The sequence below is a fragment of the Nonomuraea sp. SBT364 genome, assembly GCF_001083785.1.
GTDB lineage: Bacteria > Actinomycetota > Actinomycetes > Streptosporangiales > Streptosporangiaceae > Nonomuraea.
In genome coordinates this window covers 60,047-81,482 of record NZ_LAVL01000008.1, presented here as the reverse complement: position 1 = coordinate 81,482, position 21,436 = coordinate 60,047, and the positions used below count along the sequence as shown (strand labels likewise).

Here is a 21,436-nt window from a genome sequence, read left to right as displayed (position 1 = left end):
GCACCTTTCAGCCGCAGCAGCTGCCACCGTCGCCGGCGGAGACGGTGGCGAGGGGCAGCGGGGTGGACAGCAGACCGCCGCTGATGCCGGTGGCCAGGCCGACGCGCTGCTCCTGGGCCTCGGCGAGGCCGGAGGAGCACACCCCGGTCTCGGGCAGGTCGAGCTGTACGTCCCGGGCGGCGTCCCAGTCACCGGCCAGAGCGGCGACCACGGAGCGGACCTGCTCGTAACCGGTGGCCATCAGGAACGTCGGCGCGCGGCCGTAGCTCTTGACCCCGACCGCGTAGTAGCCCGGCTCGGGGTGGGCCAGCTCGTCCACGCCGTGCGCCGGGACGGTGCCGCAGGAGTGCTGGTTCGGGTCGATCAGCGGCGCGAGCCGGCGCGTGGAACCGAGGACCGGATCCAGGTCCAGGCGCAGCTCGGCGGCGATCGAGTGGTCGGGGCGGTATCCCGTGGCCGACACGATCCGCTCCACGGTGACCGACTGCTCGTGGCCGGACGGGTCCCGGCTGATCACTTCGAGGCCGTCGGGGGTCGCGTTCACGCGGTGGGTGAAGAAGCCGGTCAGCAGCTGGATGCGACCGGAGTCGACGTGGGCGCGCAGCCTGGTGCCCAGTGCGCCCCGGGCAGGCAGCGCGTCGGCGTCGCCGCCGCCGTAGGTGCGGGTGGCGTTGTCGGCGCGGATCGCCCAGGTGACCGGCGTATCGGGCATTTCGGCCAGGGCCAGCAGGGTGGTCGCGGCCGAGTGGCCCGCGCCGACCACCAGCACGTGCTTGCCCTCGTAGCGGTCACGATCGGCGCCGAGCACGTCGGGCAGCGCGTGGTCGACGTCGATGCTCTCCTCGCCGTGGGCGAGCAGACCGCTGGCACCGAGCACGTTCGGGCTGGCGTAGGTGCCGGAGGCGTCGACGATCGCGCGGGCCTGCAGTTCGGTGCCGTCTTCCAGGCGGATCAGGAACGGTGCGAGTTCGCGGCCGCCCGTGCGGACGCGGTCGTAGCCGAGCCGGCTGATCGCGCTGACGCGGGCGCCGAACCGGATCCGGTCGGCGAACAGCTTGCCCAGCGGTGCCAGGTAGTCGGCGATGAGCTCTGCGCCGGTGGGCAGCCACTCGGGGTCCGGGGCGCTCCAGCCTTCGGCCTCCAGCAGGCGCCGGGCGGCGTCGTCGATGTCGTACTTCCAGGGACTGAACACGCGGACGTGTCCCCACTGCGCGATCGACGCGCCGACCTGGGGTCCGGCTTCCAGCACCAGGAAGTCCAGGCCGCGTTCGGCCAGGTGCGCGGCGGCGGCCAGGCCGACCGGACCGGCGCCGATCACCACCACGGGCAGCGCGCCGACGTCGCCCGCGGCCGGGACCTGCTCCAGTTCGTGTGAGGCGGTGGTGCCGCAGCAACTGTCACTCATGATGATTCCTCCTTGGCTTCGGGTCTCAGCGGAACAGCAACCCGGCGGCGTGGACCCGGGCGCGCTCCCGGACAGCGTCCGATCGGCAGGCCGCGTCACACACCTCACCGGTGGCCTCGTTGAACGAGATGTGCTGGAGCTGACGAGAGCGACGGAACAGAGCGCGCACCGCGCACCTCCTGCTTAGAAGTTTGTCGAAGTACGCCTGAGTCTGCAACATGGCTTAGAGGCTTGTCAAATTAGATGGCTATCTAAGCATTGGGTGCGCCCTTCCGGGCCGGCACAGTCGGGCGCGACAGCCGATCACCGACGCAAGCCGGTCCGCGCCGGGAACCTCCACGCCCGCCCGGCGACCGAACGCGCCTGGCCGGTCGAAGGAGACGAACCGCCCCGGGGCGCTGCCGGATCGCCCTCGACGTCCGCGGCGAGGTCCGCGCGGACGGTCCGGGCCCGTGCGCCCGCCGGGACGATCGCTCTAGTCGCAGCCGCAGCCCGCTTCGGCCTCTGACGGCGGCGGGCAGCAGGCGGCCAGGCTGGCTTGCAGATCCGACAACGCCTTGCCGATCCTGGCGGGGTCGGCCCGGTAGTAGACCGTCTTCCACTCCCGCCGGGAGGTCAGGACTCCGCCGTCGCGCAGCGTGGCCAGATGGGTGGACGTGGCCGACTGGGCCAGCGACATGCGCTCGGCGACCTCGCCCACGGTCAGCTCGACGCCGCCGGCGAACAGCTCCATGATCTGCTGGCGCGTCTCGCTGGCCATCGCCTTGAGGAAGCCGCGCGCCTCGCCACTCAGCTCGATCGCATTCGTCGCCATGGTCATAGCATCACCCCCGACCCATCATATTGTCATTTCCCGATATGAGTATATGATGCGGCTGCATGGACACCATCGTCATCGGCGCCGGCCAGTCCGGCCTGGCCGCCGCTCACGCCCTGCGCCGGCGTGGCCTGACCCCCGTCATCCTCGAAGCAGCCCAGGCGCCCACCGGCTCCTGGGCGCACTACTACGACAGCCTCACCCTGTTCTCCCCCGCCCGATACAGCGCGCTGCCCGGCCAGGAGTTCCCCGGCGACGGCGACCACTACCCCAGCCGCGACGAGGTCGTCGCCTACCTCCAGCGCTACGCCGACGGCCTCGGCGTCGAGATCCGCACCGGCACCCGTGTCGCCGCCGTGGAAGCCGACGGCGACGGCGGCTTCCTGGTCCACCCCGCCGGCGGCGACACCCTGCGCACCCGGGGCCTCGTGGCCGCCACCGGCTCCTTCGGCCGCCCCTACACCCCCGTGCTGCCCGGCCGCGACGCCTTCACCGGCCAGGCCCTGCACGTGGCCGACTACCGCAGCCCCAAGCCGTATGCCGGACAGCGCGTCGTGGTGGTCGGCGGCGGCAACTCCGCCGTCCAGGTGGCCCACGAACTCGCCGACGTGGCCACCGTCACCATCGCCTCCCGCGGACCGCTGCAGTTCTTCCCGCAGGTCATCGGCGGCCATGACGCCCACTACTGGCACACCACCACCGGCTTCGACACCCTGCCCCCGCACTGGCTGGCCCGCATCGCCACCGGCACCCTGGTCATGGACACCGGCGACTACGCCGCCTCACTGGCCGACGGCCGGATGGCGCGGCGGCCGATGTTCACCGCCCTCGACGGTCACCAAGTCGTGTGGGCGGACGGTGCCCGCGAGCACGTCGATACGGTCATCTACGCCACCGGCTACCTGCCGCACCTGGACTACCTCACGCCGCTCGGCGCCCTCGACGCCAACGGGCTGCCCCTGCACGCCGACGGCATCTCCACCACCCATCCCGGCCTCGGCTACGTGGGGCTGGAGTTCCAGCGCTCGTTCGCCTCCAACACCCTGCGCGGCGTGTACCGCGACGCCCAGCACGTCGCCGCGCCGCTGGCCGCCTACGCCGTCGGCGCCCTGGCCGCCTACGGCCTGTGACCAGAGGCGCTGTGACGTGAGCTCCCCGTTGATCCCCCTGGCGCTGGTCATGCTGCTGCCGGCCACCGTGCTGCCCGTCGGCACCTCGCTGACGCTCGCCGGCTTCGCGGCCCTGCCGCCCCGTACGAAGGCGCGCCCGTGGGAGGTGAGGCGGGTCTGCAAGTGGTGGCGATGCTGCTGGCCCAGCTCATCCCGATCGCCGCCGGGATGCGGTATCACCACCGCCGACCAGCTGACCACCATCCGCAACCTGTCCCTCGCCCTCCTGGTCGCCGGCCTGTCCGCCGACGCGGCCCTCGTCAGCCTCATCCTGCCGGCCTACGGCCTGGTGACGTACGCCGTCTCCGGCCTGGCCCTGGCACCGCTACGCCGAACCGCTCGCCTTGGAAAGGACTTCGCCTGATGAACCCCGCCCTGCCCGTGGCCGTCGTCGGCGCCGGCCCCGTGGGCCTGGCCGCCGCGGCCCACCTTGCGCGCGAGTGTCGGCGATCAGCCGAGTGGACGTCGACCGGCTGCGTACGGCGGGCCGTGGGGACACGCCGTTCGTCGTGCGCTTGGAGGACGACAGCGAGATCCGCGCCCGGGCGGTGATCGACGTCTCCGGCACCTGGGCCACCCCGAACGTGCTCGGCGCCAACGGGCTTCCCGCCCACGGCGAGCGGCAGGCGGCCGACTGGATCGACCACGCGCTGCCCGACGTGCTCGGCGCCGACCGCGACCGCTTCGCAGGCCGCCACATGGTCGTGGTCGGAGCCGGGCACTCGGCCGCCACCACTCTCCTGGCGCTCGCCGACCTGGTGGAGCAGGCGCCGGGCACCCGCGTCACCTGGGCCATCCGCGCGGATGCGCCGGACCGCGCCTACGGCGGCGGGCACGACGACGCCCTGCCCGCCCGCGGCTCCCTCGGCTCGGGCCTGCGCCTGCTCGTGGACAAAGGATTGGTCGAGCTGGCGGCGGGCTTCAGGGTGAGCGGTGTGCACGTCCTCACCGACGGCACGGTCGAGCTGCGCTCCCGGGGCGGCGATCGGACGATCAGAGCCGACCACATCATCGCCGCCACGGGCTACCGGCCGGATCACTCCATCACCAGTGAGCTGCGGCTGGACCTGGATCCCATCCTCGGCACCACCCGCCTGCTGGCTCCCCTGATCGACCCCAACGACCACTCCTGCGGCACCGTACGTCCACACGGTGTGGACGAACTGACGCACCCCGAGCCGGGCTACCACGTCATCGGCATGAAGAGCTACGGTCGCGCCCCGACCTTCCTGCTGGCCACCGGCCACGAGCAAGCCCGTTCCGTCGTTGCCGCCCTGGACGGTGACTGGGCGGCCGCCCGCGACGTCCAGCTCGACCTGCCCCGAGACCGGCGTCTGCTCGGTAACCCTGGCCGTACGCGCCATCGCCGACGACTTCGGCCTGCCGCCCGACACCCCCGCCAAGCTCATGGCCGCCACCACCCGCCACCTCGCTCAGCACGCCGACCCCGCCGACGCGGTCATGGCAGCGGCGGCCGAACTGGGCGTCGACCCGGCGGCAGCCGTCAAGCTGGCGGCCCTCGCCGGATAGCCAGGCGTGGTGATGGTCGGCTCGAACCCATCACCACGCGAAACACCGGCCCGCAGGGCTCGTCAGCGGGCGGCCAGGCGGTCCCAGAAGGCCAGGTTGTGGAGGCCGTCCTGATCGTAGACGCCGACGCCACCGGGGCCCGGGGCCAGGCGATGGACGTGCCCGGTGCGTACGGGGCTCCAGCGCGGCAGGCCAGGAGCGTTGGGGTCGCCGGTCGCCGCGAAACGCGACCAGTATTTGATCATCATGTCGCCGAGCTTCCGCTGCTCGCGGGTGAGCGGGGCCCCTGGGAACAGGAACGACAGTTCCGATCCGTGCGAGGCGAGCGGCTCCACGCCACCGGGCAGGGGGAAGATCGGCGGCGCGGTACGGTCGGCGAACCCGTAGGAGTAGACCGGGGTGCGCTCGCTGAGCAGTCGGTCACTGGCACGACCGGCCCACGCCCAGTCGAGATCGCTCATGATCGCCGCTACGGCTTGCGTCGGCCGCCCTCGGGACGGGTACTTCGCCGCGATCGCCGCGGCGTTGTCGCCGAAGATGTCCCGCAGGCCGTCCTGGTATGCCTGCTCGGTGAGACCGGGGAAGATCAGCGAGGTGAACAGCGTCCCCTCGTCACGGGTGATGCCGGTGAGGATCGGCATGCGGTGGAAGCGGCCCTGCGCGAAGACGGTCGCGGGGTCGGCGGGCAGCACGGTGTTGCCGTAGCCCGGAAGGGCGAGCGGCTCCCGCGCGAGGAGCTGGGAGACGGGTTTGCCGCGCAGGCAGGCGACGGCCGTCTTCGGCTCGGTGCAGCCGAGCGCGGTGGCGATGGTCGCTCCGTGCGCCTCGTGGGCGGCCTTGGGAACCCACATCGGGAGGTCCATGACCGGCCTCAGACGGCTGCCGGTGAAGGCGGTCTGGGAGCAGAACGTGCTCTGGGTGATCGCCCGGTGGAAGAGGCCGGCGGCGGCGGGCGACGCCAGCTGGGCGCACACCGAGTGCGCTCCGGCGGACTCCCCGAACAACGTGACGTTGCGTGGGTCGCCGCCGAAGGCCGCGGCGTTGCGCTGGACCCAGCGCAACGCCGCCTGCTGGTCCTCCAGCCCGTAGGCCCCGCCGTCCGCCAGTCCGGGATGCCCGAAGAAGCCGAACACGCCGAGCCGGTAGTTGACGGTGACCACCACGACGTCGCCGCGCGTGGCCAGGCGGGTGGCGTCGTAGTCGCTGCCGGCCCCCTTCGTGAGGCTGCCGCCGTGCAGCCAGACCATGACGGGCCGGGGGCGGCGCGGAGTGGCCGAGCGCGGGACGGTCACGTTGAGGTACAGGCAGTCCTCGCTGTCGCTGGCGGGCAACCCCCACAGATCCGTGGACTGGGCACACCTGTTGCCGGGGCGTGTCGCGGCGCGGACGCCCTGCCAGGGAGTCACCGGCTGGGGAGACCGCCAGCGCAGGTTGTCCACGGGAGGAGCGGCGTAGGGGATGCCCTGGAAGGTCCGGTGGTCCCGGGCGACCTCGCCTCGCACCCAACCCGCATCGGTCCGTACGGCGTTTCGCGTGGCCGCGTCCGCCGGTGCGGCCCCTGCTATCACGGCTGTCAAGATCACAACAGCTGAGCCAAGAGTACGCATGAATGTCATGCGGCGAGCCTAGGGACGCCGGTACGGCGGGGTAATGCCGCTGGATACCGCCCTGGGTGCACTTAGATACACCCTCAGGTGATCAGATGTTGTGGGGCGATGTTGGCGCGATCGGCCGGACGGGCGGTCCCGTCCCGACCTGAGTGTGATCTTCCCGGAGTCTCACGTCGCGGATGCAGTGACGACGCCGGTCGGAAGGATCGCCGGGCGCCGGGGAACAGGGACTCATCGGCGGGGGGTGGTGCGGTGGTGCCCGTGATCGTAGTGGGCGGCCGGCTGTTGGGTGATCAGGCGGGGCGGTGGCCTTGGTGGTGTGCGGCGCGTCCAGGGTCAGCACCACCCAGGCCGCCTCCAGTCGCGGCAGCAGAGCCCGGGCGGCCGGCCCCAGCGAGTACGGCGAGCGCGTACGCCAGGCCGCCAACCACTGGATCCGCACCGGCGAGCACGACGCCGTCGATCTGTCCGCCTTGATCACCGGGCGATGCCGACGGAGGAACCGATCAATCGACGCACATCGCCTCGTGGGTGGACCGGAAGACCCATGTGCCGCCACCCGGAGAGGTGTAGATCCCGGAAGTGTTGTAGGTCCCAGGGGTGCAGTCGTGGCCGACCGCGAGGACGGCCTGCCGGGCCCGCCCTTCAGCCGCCGCCACCCCCTCCGCGTAGGTGTTGCCCGCCCCCACAGCAGTGGCGCTGCGGGGAGTGTCGTAGCCGTCCGCGTGCGCGGCCATGGGCGTGGTTGCCAGGCCGACCGCCACCACCGCTGAGACGAGTCCGCACCGGCGGAGCCAAGTGACTTTTCGCATGCTACTCCTTACGGGGACGAGCATTTGACGATCGGTATCAATTCAGCGCAGATCGATATAGCGGCGGCGTCGCACCTGGCCACAAGAATTCTCATGGCTATGGGAACTCCGGGGAATTGCCCATTCAGTGGATTTTCTATCTGCCGGGTCGTGCGATTCACTTTAAGGTCAGCCGGCCCGAATATCGGCCGGTCTCGTCATGCGACCGCGCTGCCGAGTCGCTCACGAGTGCCGCCTCGAGATCTACAAACATGCATACTGTGATCGCTGCCAGGGCCACTGTCAACGGTCGGGACGAAGCCTTTTCCACTGCGAGGTTCCGGACTCCGGTGGCAGGCGAATTTTGTCTGGCCACTGGTGAACGCCTGCATGCCATGCTGCACCTCTTCGGTCGCACGTACGGGTTCTGAGAGTTTCGATTCGACCATCGCGCACCGGCATCGATGAAAATTTCATCGGCGCACGGCCGCGCCACCTTGTCGGCGACCGCCCGGAGCACACCCCTCAGGCGCACGCGGCGAAGGGAGCGCGAGGTGACGCCCGAGGATGTGGCGCGGCAAACGAAGCAGATCGTGATCACGGTGGGTGCCGCATTCGGCAAGACCGACCGCTTCAGGGCTCGCGGGGAAAGCCTGGGGCTTTCGCACTGGCCGTTCTACTTCGGTGCACGCGCGGGGGTGCTGGGTGAGGTGGACGCCGAGGTGGTGACCGCGGCGTGCGGCTTCTTCTCGCCCGACCTGGTCCGTGACGCGTGGGACACCGCGCGGGCCATGGTTCCGCTCACCAGCCTCGTTGCGGCAGACGTGGCGGAGTGCACGCATTGGGCGCGCACCACGTACGGTGACCTCCCGGAGCTTGATCAGTTGGCCGACCTGGCCGAGCACGCCGTGGAGGCGGCCGAGTCGACCGCCCGCCCGCTCTTCGCAGCATGGCGATCGCTTGCGGTGGCCGATGACGATCCGGCATCCCGGGTTGCTCTCGCATTGCTGCGGTTGCGCGAACATCGGGGCGCCTCTCATCTGATCGCCATCCATGAGCATGGCCTCACCCCGCTCAGAGCTGTCCTCGCCGGACCGGGTGCCGACAAGGCGAGGGCGAACGGATGGAGCGGGCCGTGGCCGTCAGTGCCGGCGACCGACGCCGTTGCCCTCGCCGGGGCGGAGCAGCGAACGGACGAGCTCGCCGCCGCACCGTACGCCGCCCTCACGTCAGTGGAGCGAGAGCACTATGTGCGGCTTCTCGGCCAGGTTCATGACGCCTACGGGCGTGGACAGTGTCCGGAGCAGGCGTGAGGGACACGCCGCGGGTATTCGCGCGCGCCACCGTCGGCAGCCCGGGAATCGACAGCAGCGATCCGCGCCCAGCGTGGCACTCCGGGCACTGCGAGGGGCGGCTCGCCGCCTCGACGACCGGCCACTGACCGCCTCGATCGAACAGGGGCGTCAGATCGGCCTGTCCTGATCGAGCTCGGACGGCGAGAAGGACGCCAGGAGCAGGCCGGTCAGCCGCTGCACCGCCGGCTGGTCGCCGGTGAGGTGGAGGTTCCCGGATCGGACGGCGTCGGTGATGGTGCACCGGCCGTCGGACAGGGCTCGGAGGGTGTCGATGTCGGTGCTGAGTGTGGCGTCGGGGTGGCCGGAGGCCGCCCGGCTGATGGTGAGGGCGTCGTCGGTGACCTCGGCCAGGTAGGCATCGTCGTCGATGCGGAGCTCGTACGTGCCGCGCAGCGTGCCGGCGCATGCCGGGTCGAATCCCGCCTTGACGCTGAGCAGCAGTGAGTCGATGCCGAGGTCGCCGGGCGGTTGCGGGGCCCGGCTCCCCCATCGGCCCAGGTGCAGGAGCATCGGCTCCAGTTCGCGGCCCCATGCGGTCAGCTCGTAGAGATGGACCCGTGCGGGCGCGCCCAGGTCGCGGCGGTGGACGACGCCGTGGTCGACGAGGTCGCGCAGCCGCTGGCTGAGGACGTTCGGGCTCACGCCGGGCAGGCCGCCCAGCAGATCGTTGAAGCGCTTGGGGCCCAGGAGCAGGTCACGGATCACCAGGAGGGCCCACCGCTCGCCGACGACATCCAGACCCCGGGCCACGCCACACGGATCCCCATAACTGCGCCTGCCGCTCATGACTCCCAGATTACCGGAGTAATCCTCTTTTAGGAGTGCTACTTGTTTTTTAGGAGTTAGTAGGTCTAGGTTCGAACCATGAGCCACTCCAGCAGCAAGGCGGCGGGGCTGCCCCAGGGCGACGTGAACCTCCTGCGCACCCCCACGGCACAGCGCCTGCTCGCCACCCCGCAGCCGGCGCGGCTGGCCTACAACGGCAAGGACGGCACCCCGCGACTGATCCCGGTGCACTTCGTGTGGACCGGCGACGAGGTCGTCATCGGCGCGTTCGCCGACACCTACAAGGTCCGCGACCTGCGCGCCCGCCCCGACGTCGCGATCACCATCGATACCGCCGACGGCCCGCCCCAGGTGCTCATGCTGCGCGGCAGGGTCACCCTGACCGAGGTGGAGGGCGTCCTGCCCGAATACGCCACCGCGCATCGCCGGGGTATGGGTGAGGAGGCCGGTACCGCCTGCCTGGTGGCCGTCGACCGCCCCGGCCTGCGCATGGTGCGCATCGGCCTGCGCCCCAGTTGGGTCGGCGTGCTGGACTTCCAGCAACGCTTCCCGATCTTGACACCCCGACCCGCCCTGGCCGCTCCCGGCGGTCGATGACACGGCCCGGCCCAAGACAGCGGAAGCCAGAGAAGGGACATAGCGGATGGGCAAGATCGTTGTGACCGCGTTCGTCACCCTTGACGGCGTGATTCAGGCGCCCGGCTTTCCGGACGAGGATCGCGACGGCGGGTTCGAACGTGGTGGCTGGACACAGGCGTACCCCGATCCGGCGATCGGCCGACGAGCCACCACGTCAGTGCTGGCGGCGGACGCCCTGCTGCTCGGCAGGCGGACCTATGAACTGTTCTCCGGCTACTGGCCGACCGCCGACCCCGACGACCCCCGCACCGGCAAGCTCAACAGCCAGCCCAAGTACGTCGCCTCACACACCCTGCAGACAGCCGAGTGGACCAACACCACCATCCTCGACGGGGACATCACCAAGCAGGTCGCCGACCTCAGGGACACATACGACGAGATCAGCATCTGGGGCAGCAGCAGACTGATCGCCACACTGCTCCGCGACGACCTCATCGACGAATTCGTCCTGCTGACCTACCCCCTCACCGTCGGCAACGGGAAGCGGCTGTTCACCGGCGACACCCCGCTGAGACTGCGACTGACCGGGACGACGACCTCGGACACCGGAGTGATCATCAGCACCTACCGCCGCACCGATCCGGCCGACGGCAGCTCCGAAGGAGACAGCAAGCATGAGAAAGCTCATCGTCTCGATGTGGATCACCCTGGACGGATTCGTCGCCGGCCCTGACGATGAGATGGACTGGCTGAAGATCGACGACCAGCTCATGCGATACGAGCAAGACCTCGTGGAAGGCGCCGACACCCTCCTGCTCGGCCGGATCACCCACACCGACTTCGCCTCCTACTGGCCCGAAGTCATCAACGATCCGGGCGAACCGGACGAGGTCAGAAACTACGCCCGCCGGGTTCACGCCATGGAGAAGATCGTCGTCTCCGCCTCCGGCAACACCACCCCGTGGCAGAACACCCGCCGCCTCGAAACCGTCGATCCCGATCGGATCAGCGAACTCAAGCACGGTCCCGGCGGCGACATCGTGCTTTATGGCAGCCTCACGGTGATCCGCGCACTAGCCGATCTCGGGCTCGTCGATGAATACCACCTTCTGGCGCATCCGGTCTTCCTGCGCCAGGGCAAGGCCCTGTTCCAGGGCGACCGGCCCGTGCCGCTCAAGCTGGCCTCGGCCCACGCCCTCCCCTCAGGGGTCGTCCTCATGAAGTACCGGCCGATCCACGAGTGATCCACCGCCCACCGGCCGGGGAGGCGTCAGGCTCAGCGGTGACGGCCGTGGTCGGCCGCGAGGTGGCCGGTCAACCGTTCCCAGTTGCCGGATCCGATGGCGACCTTCTCCTCGTCGGTGAACGGCGCGTTCTCGAGGAAGGACCTGGCGACGCCGCCGCTGGTGTCCAGGTAGGGAAAGCCGCCGGGGCGGGTGCCGAAGGTGTACGGGTAGTCGGTCGAGTAGAGCATGCGGCCGGTTCCGACGACCTCGGCCGTCCAGCGCAGGTAGCGCTCGCTGACCGTGCCGCTGCCGGCCACCCAGAAGTTCTGGCGGAAGTAGTCGGCCAGCGGCCGCCGCAACCCGGCCATGCCCTGCATGACGCCGACATGATCCAGGTAGAACAGGACGACCTCGCCCCAGTGTCCGGCGATCACCTGAAGGCCGGGGTGCCGGTCGAACACCCCGGAGAAGATCATCCGCAGATACTGCACGCCGAGGTCGTAGTACCAGCCCAGCCCGGCGGTCGCCAGCATCGGGCCCACGCCGTCGGGCAGCCCCGAGTAGTACGCCTCGTGGACCGCCCGCACCGGGGCCTGCGGGTGGAAGTGCAGCGGGACGCGAAGCCGTTCGGCCGTTGCGTAGAGGTCGTCGAACTCCGCCGCGTCGGCCAGTTTGTCGCCGGTGCGGCCGTACAGCATGGCGCCGCGGAAGCCGAGCCTGGTGATCGCACGCTCCAGCTCCGCCGCGGCCGCTTCGGGGGCGGACGTCGGGATGCACGCGAACGCCTGGAACCGCAGCGGATGGGCGGCGACGAGCTCGGCGAGCGCGTCGTTGGCCGCACGCGCGACGCTCACGGCGTCGGCCGCTGCCAGGTTCTGCACGCCCGGCGAGGCCAGGGACAGCACCGCGACGTCGACGCCCTGGTCGTCCATGTCGGCGAGACGCCGATCACCGACGTCACTCAGCCGTCGCGTGACCGGGTGGTCGTCACCGTAACGGTGCGGCTGCACTCCGGCCCTCTTCCATGCGTCGAGCAGAACCGGCAGGACCACGTGTTCCTCAAGACCGATGATGCGCAGCTTCTCGGACATGCCAACGACTCCTTCACTTGCTGTTTCCAGTGATATCGGCGAAAGCGTATCACTGGAATCATCGTTGGAAACAATCGCCTGCTATCGTTGATACATGGCTGGTGAGTCGGATCATGCAGAGGTCGAGGTACGTGAGGTCTCCCGGCAGCGGATCGTCGAGGCGGCGGCGGACCTGCTCGCGCACGAGGGACGCGAGGCGGTCACCACCCGGGCGGTCGCGGCCGCCGCCGGGGTGCAGGCCCCGGCGATCTATCGCTTGTTCGGCGACAAGGACGGGCTGCTCGACGCGGTGGCCGAGCACGGCTACGCCACGTTCCTCGCCGCCAAGCACGCCGACGCCCGCCCGCAAGATCCCGTCGAGGACCTGCGCGCGGGCTGGGACCTGGCCGTCGAGTTCGGGCTCGTCAATTCCGAGCTGTACGCGCTGATGTACGGCGAGCCCAGACGCGGCACGGACTCAGCCGCTTTCCGAGCCGGCATGAAGATCCTGCTCGACCGTATCCACCGCGTCGCCACCAGCGGCCGGCTGCGCGTCGACGAAGAGCTCGCAGCCGCCCTCATCCACGCGACCGCCCGCGGAGCCGTGCTCACCTGGCTGTCGCTGCCCGGCGATCGGCGCAACCCCGCTCTTCTCACCGCCATGCGCGAAGCGATGGTCGCCGCCGTCACCCTCGACGAGCCCGCCGTACGCGACGCAGGCCCGGCGGGCGCCGCCCAGGCGCTGCGTGCCCTGCTGCCCGAGCAGACGACGCTCAGCAACGCGGAACAACACCTGCTCGGCGAATGGCTCGACCGCCTGACCGCGGACCGCCGAGAGGACTGCTGACTCGGCCTCCATGGCCGACGCATCTCAGAGGCGGGCCGGGATGCCGGCCGATCAGCCGCCGCTCTCCCCGGCCTCGACCGCCGTGACCATCGACGGCGCCGTCTCGACCGGGCGTCGTCTCGGGGCGAACAGCGCGACGGCCATTCCGGCCAGGGAGATCGCACCGCCCAGCAGCAGCGCGGCCTGGAAGCCGTCCATGGCCGAGGCGGGCGTGGCGTAGCTGCCGTGGGCGGCGAACATCGCGCCGAGGAACGCGACGCCGAACACCCCGCCGAACTCCCGTACCGCGTTGTTGGCCCCGGAGGCGACGCCCATGTCCTGCGGAGGTACCGAGCTGAGCGCGAGGTTGATCGTGCTCGGCAGGCACATGGCGATGCCGATGCCGCCGAGCGCCAGCGGGGCGAACAGGACGAGGTAGCCGGTGTCGGTTGCGGCCACCGCGCCGAGCCAGATCAGCCCCGCCCCCTGGAGGAGCAGCCCGCCGACGATGAACGGGCGGGTGCCCAGCTTGTCGGTGAGGCGGCCCGCGACAGGGGCGACGATGAGCACCATCGCGGTCCAGGCCAGCAGGCGCAGGCCGGCGCCCAGGGGGTCCTCCCCCATGCCGAGCTGGAACATCTGCGAGATGATGAACAGCGAACCGATCAGAGCGCAATGCATGAAGAAGGCCGATCCGTTCGAGACGGCGAAGCCTCGCAGGCGGAAGTAGCTCAGGGGGAGCACGGGGTGCTCCGCGCGGCGCTCCCACAACAGGAACATCGCCAGCAGCACGGCACCGCCCGCCGCCATGAGGATCACCTCGGAGTGTCCCCAGCCCAGTCCGGGCACCCGCGCGGCTGCCCAGACCAGGCCGAACAGGCCGAGCGAGGCCAGCCCCAGGCCGATGATGTCCAGTTTGGGACGTGGGCCGAAGCTCTCTCGCATGAGTGCCGCCGCGAGGACGGTGGCGACCACCCCGAACGGCACGTTCAGCCAGAAGATCCACTGCCACGACAGGCCCTGCGTGATGAGGCCGCCGACCACCGGCCCGGCGGCCACCGCCGCACCCGAGACGCTGCCCCAGACGCCCATCGCCCAGCCGCGTCTGTCCGGCGGGTAGGCGGTGCCGAGCAGGGTGAGGCTCACCGGGATCGCGATCCCCGCCGCCACTCCCTGTACGACACGGGCGATGATCAGCACACCGATCGTCGGGGCCAGCGCGGCCAGCGCCGAGGCCACCGTGAACACGGCCAGCCCGAGCACATAGGCCCGCAGGCGGCCGAACCGGTCGCCGATCGCGGACCCGATCAGCATGAGGCACGCGAAGGCCAGGTTGTAGGCGTTGACCGTCCATTCGAGGTCGGCCAGGCTCGCGTCGAGGTCCTTCTGGATGGTCGGCAGCGCGGTCACCACCACCATCACGTCCAGCGAGGTCAAGAACGCGCCGACCGACACCAGGCCGAGGCTCCAGCCGGGCCGGATGGCACGCAGCGTCGCAGCGGAAGCGCCGGCGTTCATGCCCCGGCCTCCCCGGCTGCTCCGTCAAGCATTTTCTGGGACATCGCTTCGTGGTTCCTCTCGGGTCACTGGGACGCGGCTCTGTCCGGCCGGCCGTAGGGGCGAGGTGGAGCAGGTTCACACCGGGGACGGTCGTGACATCGGCGACGCGTCGAACAGTCAGCCGTGGGCGCGGCCTCGCGAGGCAGCCGCGCCGCCCGGATTGCTACTCCTCGAACAGTAGCATCTACTTCTTATTTAGGAGTAAATAATCCTGGTTTGATGAGGAGGCGGTATTCTCGGGGTGTGGCGACGAAACGCAGATACGACGACGGATGCGGTGTGGCGCTCGCGATGGACGTCCTCGGCGAGCGCTGGTCGGTGCTCGTCGTGCGCGACCTGCTGCTCGGCCCCAAGCGGTTCACCGACCTCCAGGCGGGCCTGCCGGACATCAGCCCCAACGTGCTGTCCCAGCGGCTGCGCGACCTTCAGACCACCGGCGTGCTCCGGGTCCGCACCCTGCCCCGGCCCTCGGCCTCCCGCGTGTACGAGCTGACCGAGTGGGGTGCCGAGCTCGAGCCGATCGTCATGGCGCTCGGACTGTGGGGCTCCCGCACGCCGGTCATGCGGCGTGAGGGCGAGATGCGCGCCGACTCGCTGATGCTCTCCCTGCGCTCCGCCTTCACGTCACAGGACGAGCGGGGCTGGACGGCGAACTACGAGATCCACATCGGATCCGACATGTTCAGCGTGCGCATCGCCGGCGACCGGCTGGCCGAGATGGCCCGGGGTCAGTCGGCCACGCCCGCCGACGCGATCATCACCACCGACAACAAAACTCTCGGGATGCTGGTCAACCACGAGGAGCCGACCGACGCCGCCGTCGAGTCCGGACGGCTGACCCTGGCCGGCGACGTCGCAGCGGCCCGGCGCTTCCTGACCGCCGTCGGCCTGTGAGGCGTTTCGATCGACGATGCCGAAGCGACTCGGAGTTCCTTGAAGGAACCCCGAATGCTAGAATAGTCGCATGCAACGCACGAAGTTCGGGGAGATGGCCTGCTCCGTCGCGCGTACGCTCGACGTGATCGGGGAGCCGTGGTCGCCGCTGATCCTGCATGACATTTCGGCAGGCATGGCGCGGTTCGACCGCATCCAGGCCGATCTCGGGATCTCCCGCAAGGTGCTGACCGGGCGGCTCAACCACCTAGTCGAGCACGGCGTGCTGGAGCGCCGCCCCTACGACAACCGGCCGCGCTACGAGTACCACCTGACGGCCAAGGGCGCCGAGCTCATCGACCTGCTCATGGTCATGACCCGCTGGGGGGACAAGTGGCTCGCCGGAGAGGCCGGCCCGCCGGTGCTCTGCCGCCACCACGCCCGCACCGGGGCCGTCTGACCAGCACGATCACCCGCCCCTCGCCTGGCGCGCCGGAGCGCCCGGTACGTCGAACCAGGGAAGCAGGTCCTCCTTGCCGAACACGGTGATCCGGCTGATGCCGCCCGACGTGACGGTGAGGACGGCGAGGCCGAAGGCCTCGTAGGTGCCGTCGTCACGGCGCAGGTAGGCGGCAGCGGCGGGCTGCCCGTTGGCCCGGACGGGAAGCATCCGCCAGGTACCGGGAGAGCCCAGCACCCGGACGAGGTAACGCAGACAGGTGTCCAGCCCGGAGAACCAACTGGAGTACCCGACCATCTCCAGCGCGGCATCCTTGCGCAAGGCCCGCTCCAGAGCCGCCAGATCCGCCTTCTCGAAGGCGGTCATGTATTGCTCCAGCAGGTCCTGGGCATCGAGCCCGGTGAGCTCCTGGTCCGCGGTGCCGGCCTCGGCCATGGCCGCGCGAGCGCGCTGCAGCGAGCTCTTGACCGCGGCCACGGAGGTCTCCAGCATGGCCGCCACGTTCGCGGCAGGGAACTCCAGCACCTCGCGCAGCAGGTAGACCGCCCGCTGCCTCGGCGTCAGCTTCTGGAGACTGGCGATGAGCGCGAGGCGCAGTTGTTCTCGCGAGGTGACGATCGAGGCGGGGTCGCCCGGGCCGGGCATGACCATCGCATCGGGGATCGGCTGCAACCAGAGCACGTCTCCGCCCGCGGCTTCGGGAGGGGCGTCGGGGTCGCCCTCCGCCGGTCCGAGACCGGAGGGCAGCGGACGCCGGCTGCGTTGCCTCCGCTCGTTCAGGCAGGCGTTGGTGGCGATCGTGTAGAGCCAGGTGCGCAGGGACGACCGGCCCTCGAACTTCTCGAAGCCGCGCCAGGCGCGCAAGTAGGTCTCCTGCACCAGGTCCTCGGCCTCGTACACCGAGCCCATCATGCGGTAACAGTGTGCCAGCAGCTCGCGACGGTACGGCTCCGCGAGCGTGGCGAAGTCCTCGATCGAGCTCACCGTGGTCCTCCCCCGTCTCTTCTGTCGACTCCTGCGGAGCCGTACCAATGGGGACCATCCCGGACGGCGAAAGGAATCGCTGCCGAGGGTCGCGATTCCTTCTCAGTGTGCGGCTTGTCTCCCTTGCCGAAGCCCGCCTCGCCCGGCGGGAAGTCCCGCGACCACTCAGGAAACCGATGCCGTCCCTGCGCGACCGCATGGCACGGCGGCGTATACCGGAAGGAACTCTGCACATGGCAGGCAAGACCGATTGGCTGACCGAGCACTATCGGCAGGTCAACGCGGGGTTCGCACAGAACCCGCCGATCTCGCTGGAAGAGTCCCGTGACCTCAACGACCACTGGAGCGACGCGACCACCGAACCCGGTGGGGTCGACTATGCCGAGGTGGACGCGGGCGGCGTGCCGGCCATGTGGGCCACGCCGAAGGCCGGCGTGGCGGATCGGGTGCTTCTGTGCCTGCACGGAGGTGGGTTCATCGGCGGTTCGATGTACACCCATCGCAAGATGTTCGCGCATCTCGCCAAGGCCGTCGGGGCCAGAGCCCTCATCGTCGACTACCGCCTGACGCCCGAGCACCAGCACCCCGCCCAGATCGACGACGCCGGCGCGGCCTACAGTTGGCTGCTCGATCAGGGTGTCAAGGCCGAGCACGTCGCCGTCACCGGCGACTCGGCAGGCGGCATGCTCAGCGTGCAGACCATGCTGCACGCCCGCGACAGCGGCATGCCGGTCGCGGCGGCCGTCATGCCGCTGTCACCCTGGTTCGACCTCGAGAACGGCGGCGAGACCCGCACGGCCAACCGGATGACGGACGTCCTGTTCGGCGGCGAGACCCCGATGAACCTGGCATTCCTGGTGCAGATTCTGCTGGGCGAGCACGGCGACCCCAAGGACCCGGCCATCAACGCTCTCTACGCCGACCTGGCCGGCCTGCCCCCGCTGTACATCCAGGCCAGCAGCACCGAGATGATCCTCGACGACAGCTACAGGCTCGCCGCGCTCGCCGAGAAGGCGGGCGTGGAAGTCGAGGTGGAGATCTTCGAAGGGCAGCAGCACACCTGGCACATGGGCGCCGGTCGCGCCCCGGCCGCCGACGAGGCGATCAGGAAACTGGCCGAGTGGGTGCGCCCCCGGCTGGGTCTCGCCTGACGCCACCTACCTGAAAGCCGCCGGGCGGGTGTCTTCGCCGGCCGGCCGGGATGCCCGCCCGCCCCAGTTCCTACGCCATGTACGCCATGTACGCCGTCCACCCGTACAACCGCGTGTCCCGCCGGCCACGCGGGACTCACTCGTTCATGAGGGCTCCTATGACCATCCACACACATGACACGTCGATAGCCGAGCAGGCGCGAGAACTGACGGCGACCATGACGAGCCAGGCACCCGCCGGCGCGCTCAGCCCGTTCACCGCCGAACAGGCCGCCCTGCGAGCCGAGGGGATTCCCGCCGGGCTCGCCAGGCCGGGATTCGTCGTGCCCGACCTGCCCCTCGTCGAGGTCGGCGGCCAGGCGACGTCGCTGTATGCGATCACGGGCAGCCGGACGACCGTGCTGGTGTTCTACCGGGGCGTGTGGGGACCGTACTGCAACCTGGCGCTGCGGACGTACCAGGAGCGGCTGCTGCCGCAACTGGCCGGCCGGGGCGTGGAACTACTGGGCATCAGCCCCCAGACCTCCCGGGGTTCGCTGGCCATGCGGCAGAAGAACGAGCTGACGTTTCCGGTCCTTTCCGACGTGGGAAACCGGTTGGCCGCCTGTCTCGGCATCCTTACGCGGCCGACGCCGGACGCCCTGGCATCACTGGCCGGGCTGGGCATCGACGTGGCCGCCGCCAATGCCGATGGCACGGTGACGGTGCCGATGCCCACGGTCGCCATCGTCGACGGCGCTCACGTCCTTCGATGGATCGACGTCCACCCTGACTACACTTCGCGAACCGAGGTTCCGGACATCATGGCCGGCCTCGACGCCTCGGCCTCGGCAGGTGTTCAGCCGGGTCCGGCCGACCTTTCGTGATCCGCCACACGTGCGAGATCGAGGAGGACGGAGAACTCAGGTGCAGCGCCAGACGGCCGCGGCCGGCAAACTGTTCTGGCCGCGCGTCGTACCGCCGATGGTGTCGTCGTCTCCGATCGTCGTGACGGAGGCGGCACCGGTGAGCTCGCCCACCAGCGTTCCGAACCGCCAGACCCGGTACGGCGTGGACGTCAGGGAGCTGACGACGAGCCCGTTCCTGTTGATGTGATCGGCCTGCGAGCTCTGCGACAGCACGTGCGGCTGTCCGTTCCGGTCCCAGTACGCCGGCCGGTTCGGGTCGGAGCCCAGCCGGATCGATCCGGCCACCAGGCCGTCGGCGATGGCCCGGGCGTACCCGAACTGCATGTCAGGCGCCTCCGGCAGGCGGGTGAGCCGGCCGTCGCGCCACAGGTGCGGCCACGGATAGGTGGCTTCGGTCCCCACCAGCAAGGTGCCGTCGTGGTCCACGTCGATCACCTTCATGCCCTCGGGCAGGCCCGGCACCCGCTCGACGACGCCGGGCCGGTCGTACGGCCAGCGCACCACCACGCCGACGCTGGTCGTGCCCTCCCAGACCACGGCGGAGCCGTAGACGTCGCCGCTCTCGGTGATCCCGATGGCCCTGCTGTTCAGCTCCGCGCCGGGCAGCGGGGTCAGTCTCTCCCGCCGGCCGTCGCGGATGCGGAAGGAGATCGCGGACGCTCCCCAGAGGCCCGTCACGGACGTTCCGGCGATGGTCCCGCTGCTGTTCTGGTCCACGACCCGGTCGGTGCCGTGGCCGGACGATCCGTAGTCGATGACCCGGCCGTCCTTCCAGTAGATGATCCGCCAGCCGGTGTCGGGGAAGTAGGCGCTGCCGGAGTATCCGCCGTTGTGATCGGTGGCGGCGACCTGGTGCTGCGTCGCGCCGGTGGGGGCCTGGAGCGCCTGCATCCGCCAGGTGCATGCCGATCGCGCCGCCGCTGCCTGGGGCGCGACGACGAACGCGGCGACCACCAGCATCGCCGCCATCACGATTCTGCCTGTCATGACTACAGTCGATCGTGATCGGCCGAGGCGGGCATCTCCCTGAATGCTCAGGAGCCGGCATGTGACGATGCCAGGATGAGCGGAACGATCGTGGTGGAGGGATCCGCGTTACGCGGGGCCGCGTACCTGGGAGCCGCGCTGTCGGTGGCGGTTCTCGTGGCGGTCGCCGCCGGACGGGGATCTCAGTCGATCGGCTCGCGATGCAGCCACTCGACGAGATCGTCGGACGCGAGCGCCCGCACGCGCGCGGCATACCGGGCGAGGTCGGCGTCGTCGAGGAGGTCGCGCCACTGGCCGCTCGTGCCGCGGCTGAAGAACGCGGCGGGATCGATCCAGTGCTCCGGACCGCCGGCGGGGACGGTCGTGTCGGCCCTGCTGCGCATCGACTCGAACGTCGCCGCCTGGACCAGGCGGGGCCATCGGTGCTCGTCGACGTCGATGCCGAGGCGCGCGGCCAGCTGCCGCATCCGCTCCTCCAGGTCGGCCTTCAGGTCGTCGTAGTGCAAGTACACGATGTCGAGATCGTCGGCGGCGTCCCGGAACGTCTGCAGGTGCTCTACAGTGCGCCGCAGCGACGACCCGACCTGCGTCGATGGCGTCTCGTCGTCGACCCACTGCCAGAAGCGGTCCCGCTCGCCGTCGGGGCGCGGCCGCAGTGGCCGCAATGGTCCGAGCTCGATGCCGTCGATCGCGGCCGCCCGTTCGCGTTGGTTGAGGAACGCGCCGATGTCGGTGTTGTCGATATGGCGGTCGATCGACAGCCCCACGTCGCGCGGGTCCCGCCCGACGCAGATGTACGTGACTGTCGGATCGTTGGGTATCCCGTCGAGCGGCGTGTGGGTCTTGATGAACCGGCGGTGCGTCTGGGCTTCCAGGTCCGCGAACACGTCTGTGCGGGCGCGAGTCACCATGTCGATCCACGGCGAGAGCACGTCCAACGGGAGCGGGAGCTCCGGTTCCTGCAGTACGAGCAGGGCGCAGATCATCTGCGTCCACGTCGTCCCGCACTTGGGCGGGGTGCTGATGATGATGTCGCCGGGGCGGAGCTCGAAGCCGCCCCAGCGGGTGCTGTCGTACATACTCGTCTCGTACCGGCGCACGGCCGTCATCCTTGCAGCGGATCCGATCCCGTGAGGCCCAGATGATTCACCGCACGACCCGAACGGCGGCTACGGGCGCGTCTACCTTGGACGCCAATCACGCTGGGCAATCGCGTCGCCGCCACCGGGCAGCTGGGTATCGCCGGACGGTGAACAGGTGGAACTCCTGGCGCGCAGCCGTTTCGGGTTCCGCGCGAGGCTGCGTGCCGTGCACCGGCCCGGCTGGTTCTGGGCGCAGAGCCGCTTCCT

Annotated in this window: 23 protein-coding genes; 12 read left to right on the top strand and 11 right to left on the bottom strand. The window is 70.1% G+C overall.

The window, feature by feature from the left end; translation table 11 throughout:
* Nucleotides 1-7: 7 nt before the first annotated feature.
* From ADY59_RS06480 to ADY59_RS06470, 3 genes are all read right to left on the bottom strand, one after another.
* Complete coding sequence (locus ADY59_RS06480) at nucleotides 8-1,405, bottom strand: FAD-dependent oxidoreductase (protein WP_082309903.1); 1,398 nt, start codon at nucleotides 1,403-1,405, stop codon at nucleotides 8-10.
* 25 nt (nucleotides 1,406-1,430) lie between these two features.
* Nucleotides 1,431-1,574, bottom strand: coding sequence for a hypothetical protein (locus tag ADY59_RS51105; RefSeq protein WP_197093474.1), 144 nt, complete (start codon nucleotides 1,572-1,574; stop codon nucleotides 1,431-1,433).
* A gap of 306 nt (nucleotides 1,575-1,880) precedes the next feature.
* A complete protein-coding gene (locus tag ADY59_RS06470; protein WP_049559009.1) occupies nucleotides 1,881-2,219 on the bottom strand; it encodes an ArsR/SmtB family transcription factor in 339 nt (112 codons plus the stop codon).
* A gap of 65 nt (nucleotides 2,220-2,284) precedes the next feature.
* Here ADY59_RS06470 and ADY59_RS06465 point away from each other — a divergent pair, with 65 nt between their 5' ends.
* The 3 genes from ADY59_RS06465 (at nucleotide 2,285) to ADY59_RS47420 (ending at nucleotide 4,921) form a co-directional block, all read left to right on the top strand.
* Entirely contained in the window at nucleotides 2,285-3,352 is a 1,068-nt protein-coding gene (locus tag ADY59_RS06465; RefSeq protein WP_049558889.1) for a flavin-containing monooxygenase, read from the top strand.
* A gap of 16 nt (nucleotides 3,353-3,368) precedes the next feature.
* The gene (locus ADY59_RS06460; RefSeq protein ID WP_156325336.1) at nucleotides 3,369-3,755 is read left to right on the top strand and encodes a hypothetical protein; all 387 of its coding nucleotides are present in this window, start codon (nucleotides 3,369-3,371) and stop codon (nucleotides 3,753-3,755) included.
* A gap of 917 nt (nucleotides 3,756-4,672) precedes the next feature.
* Nucleotides 4,673-4,921, top strand: a complete 249-nt coding sequence (locus ADY59_RS47420) for a hypothetical protein (RefSeq protein ID WP_053174494.1) — start codon at nucleotides 4,673-4,675, stop codon at nucleotides 4,919-4,921.
* Between the two features lie 62 nt (nucleotides 4,922-4,983).
* On the opposite strand, the gene ADY59_RS06450 is transcribed toward ADY59_RS47420, so the two are convergent.
* Entirely contained in the window at nucleotides 4,984-6,528 is a 1,545-nt protein-coding gene (locus ADY59_RS06450) for a carboxylesterase/lipase family protein (RefSeq protein WP_269433559.1), read from the bottom strand.
* Between the two features lie 509 nt (nucleotides 6,529-7,037).
* Nucleotides 7,038-7,343 (bottom strand): hypothetical protein, encoded by a 306-nt coding sequence (locus ADY59_RS06445; RefSeq protein WP_049559006.1) that lies wholly within the window; start codon nucleotides 7,341-7,343, stop codon nucleotides 7,038-7,040.
* 533 nt (nucleotides 7,344-7,876) lie between these two features.
* Here ADY59_RS06445 and ADY59_RS06440 point away from each other — a divergent pair.
* A complete protein-coding gene (locus ADY59_RS06440) occupies nucleotides 7,877-8,635 on the top strand; it encodes an SCO6745 family protein (protein WP_049558883.1) in 759 nt (252 codons plus the stop codon).
* A 150-nt stretch (nucleotides 8,636-8,785) separates the two neighbouring features.
* Here the strand turns inward: ADY59_RS06440 and ADY59_RS06435 are convergent, their stop codons facing one another.
* Nucleotides 8,786-9,427, bottom strand: a complete 642-nt coding sequence (locus tag ADY59_RS06435; RefSeq protein WP_231618573.1) for a winged helix-turn-helix transcriptional regulator — start codon at nucleotides 9,425-9,427, stop codon at nucleotides 8,786-8,788.
* A gap of 114 nt (nucleotides 9,428-9,541) precedes the next feature.
* On the opposite strand from ADY59_RS06435, the gene ADY59_RS06430 reads away from it, so the two are divergent.
* From ADY59_RS06430 to ADY59_RS06420, 3 genes are all read left to right on the top strand, one after another.
* Nucleotides 9,542-10,060 (top strand): pyridoxamine 5'-phosphate oxidase family protein, encoded by a 519-nt coding sequence (locus ADY59_RS06430; protein ID WP_049558880.1) that lies wholly within the window; start codon nucleotides 9,542-9,544, stop codon nucleotides 10,058-10,060.
* Between the two features lie 61 nt (nucleotides 10,061-10,121).
* Complete coding sequence (locus ADY59_RS06425) at nucleotides 10,122-10,775, top strand: dihydrofolate reductase family protein (RefSeq protein ID WP_197093472.1); 654 nt, start codon at nucleotides 10,122-10,124, stop codon at nucleotides 10,773-10,775.
* On the top strand, nucleotides 10,717-11,286 hold the full coding sequence (locus ADY59_RS06420) for a dihydrofolate reductase family protein (RefSeq protein WP_063780577.1): 570 nt from the start codon (nucleotides 10,717-10,719) through the stop codon (nucleotides 11,284-11,286). The genes ADY59_RS06425 and ADY59_RS06420 overlap by 59 nt, the downstream gene beginning before the upstream one ends.
* A gap of 32 nt (nucleotides 11,287-11,318) precedes the next feature.
* Here the strand turns inward: ADY59_RS06420 and ADY59_RS06415 are convergent, their stop codons facing one another.
* The gene (locus ADY59_RS06415; RefSeq protein WP_049558875.1) at nucleotides 11,319-12,359 is read right to left on the bottom strand and encodes an amidohydrolase family protein; all 1,041 of its coding nucleotides are present in this window, start codon (nucleotides 12,357-12,359) and stop codon (nucleotides 11,319-11,321) included.
* 94 nt (nucleotides 12,360-12,453) lie between these two features.
* Here ADY59_RS06415 and ADY59_RS06410 point away from each other — a divergent pair, with 94 nt between their 5' ends.
* Nucleotides 12,454-13,185, top strand: coding sequence for a TetR/AcrR family transcriptional regulator (locus tag ADY59_RS06410; protein WP_049558873.1), 732 nt, complete (start codon nucleotides 12,454-12,456; stop codon nucleotides 13,183-13,185).
* Between the two features lie 51 nt (nucleotides 13,186-13,236).
* Here the strand turns inward: ADY59_RS06410 and ADY59_RS06405 are convergent, their stop codons facing one another.
* Nucleotides 13,237-14,682 carry an MFS transporter gene (locus ADY59_RS06405; protein ID WP_049558871.1) on the bottom strand — a complete coding sequence of 482 codons (1,446 nt, stop codon included), beginning with the start codon at nucleotides 14,680-14,682 and terminating at the stop codon, nucleotides 13,237-13,239.
* Nucleotides 14,683-14,967: 285 nt separating this feature from the next.
* Between ADY59_RS06405 and ADY59_RS06400 the strand changes: the two genes are divergently transcribed.
* Nucleotides 14,968-15,618 (top strand): winged helix-turn-helix transcriptional regulator, encoded by a 651-nt coding sequence (locus ADY59_RS06400; protein ID WP_049558869.1) that lies wholly within the window; start codon nucleotides 14,968-14,970, stop codon nucleotides 15,616-15,618.
* A gap of 70 nt (nucleotides 15,619-15,688) precedes the next feature.
* Nucleotides 15,689-16,057 carry a winged helix-turn-helix transcriptional regulator gene (locus ADY59_RS06395; RefSeq protein ID WP_049558999.1) on the top strand — a complete coding sequence of 123 codons (369 nt, stop codon included), beginning with the start codon at nucleotides 15,689-15,691 and terminating at the stop codon, nucleotides 16,055-16,057.
* A 9-nt stretch (nucleotides 16,058-16,066) separates the two neighbouring features.
* Here ADY59_RS06395 and ADY59_RS06390 read toward each other — a convergent pair whose 3' ends face one another.
* The gene (locus ADY59_RS06390; RefSeq protein ID WP_082309901.1) at nucleotides 16,067-17,089 is read right to left on the bottom strand and encodes a sigma-70 family RNA polymerase sigma factor; all 1,023 of its coding nucleotides are present in this window, start codon (nucleotides 17,087-17,089) and stop codon (nucleotides 16,067-16,069) included.
* A gap of 185 nt (nucleotides 17,090-17,274) precedes the next feature.
* Here ADY59_RS06390 and ADY59_RS06385 point away from each other — a divergent pair, with 185 nt between their 5' ends.
* Together ADY59_RS06385 and ADY59_RS06380 are read left to right on the top strand one after the other, a co-directional pair.
* Nucleotides 17,275-18,192, top strand: a complete 918-nt coding sequence (locus tag ADY59_RS06385) for an alpha/beta hydrolase (protein WP_049558864.1) — start codon at nucleotides 17,275-17,277, stop codon at nucleotides 18,190-18,192.
* Between the two features lie 86 nt (nucleotides 18,193-18,278).
* Nucleotides 18,279-19,058 carry a peroxiredoxin-like family protein gene (locus tag ADY59_RS06380; protein WP_197093471.1) on the top strand — a complete coding sequence of 260 codons (780 nt, stop codon included), beginning with the start codon at nucleotides 18,279-18,281 and terminating at the stop codon, nucleotides 19,056-19,058.
* Between the two features lie 36 nt (nucleotides 19,059-19,094).
* Here ADY59_RS06380 and ADY59_RS06375 read toward each other — a convergent pair whose 3' ends face one another.
* Both ADY59_RS06375 and ADY59_RS06370 read right to left on the bottom strand, forming a co-directional pair.
* Complete coding sequence (locus tag ADY59_RS06375; protein ID WP_156325334.1) at nucleotides 19,095-20,087, bottom strand: hypothetical protein; 993 nt, start codon at nucleotides 20,085-20,087, stop codon at nucleotides 19,095-19,097.
* Nucleotides 20,088-20,269: 182 nt separating this feature from the next.
* Nucleotides 20,270-21,166, bottom strand: a complete 897-nt coding sequence (locus ADY59_RS06370; RefSeq protein ID WP_049558860.1) for a sulfotransferase domain-containing protein — start codon at nucleotides 21,164-21,166, stop codon at nucleotides 20,270-20,272.
* Between the last annotated feature and the right edge of the window lie 270 nt (nucleotides 21,167-21,436).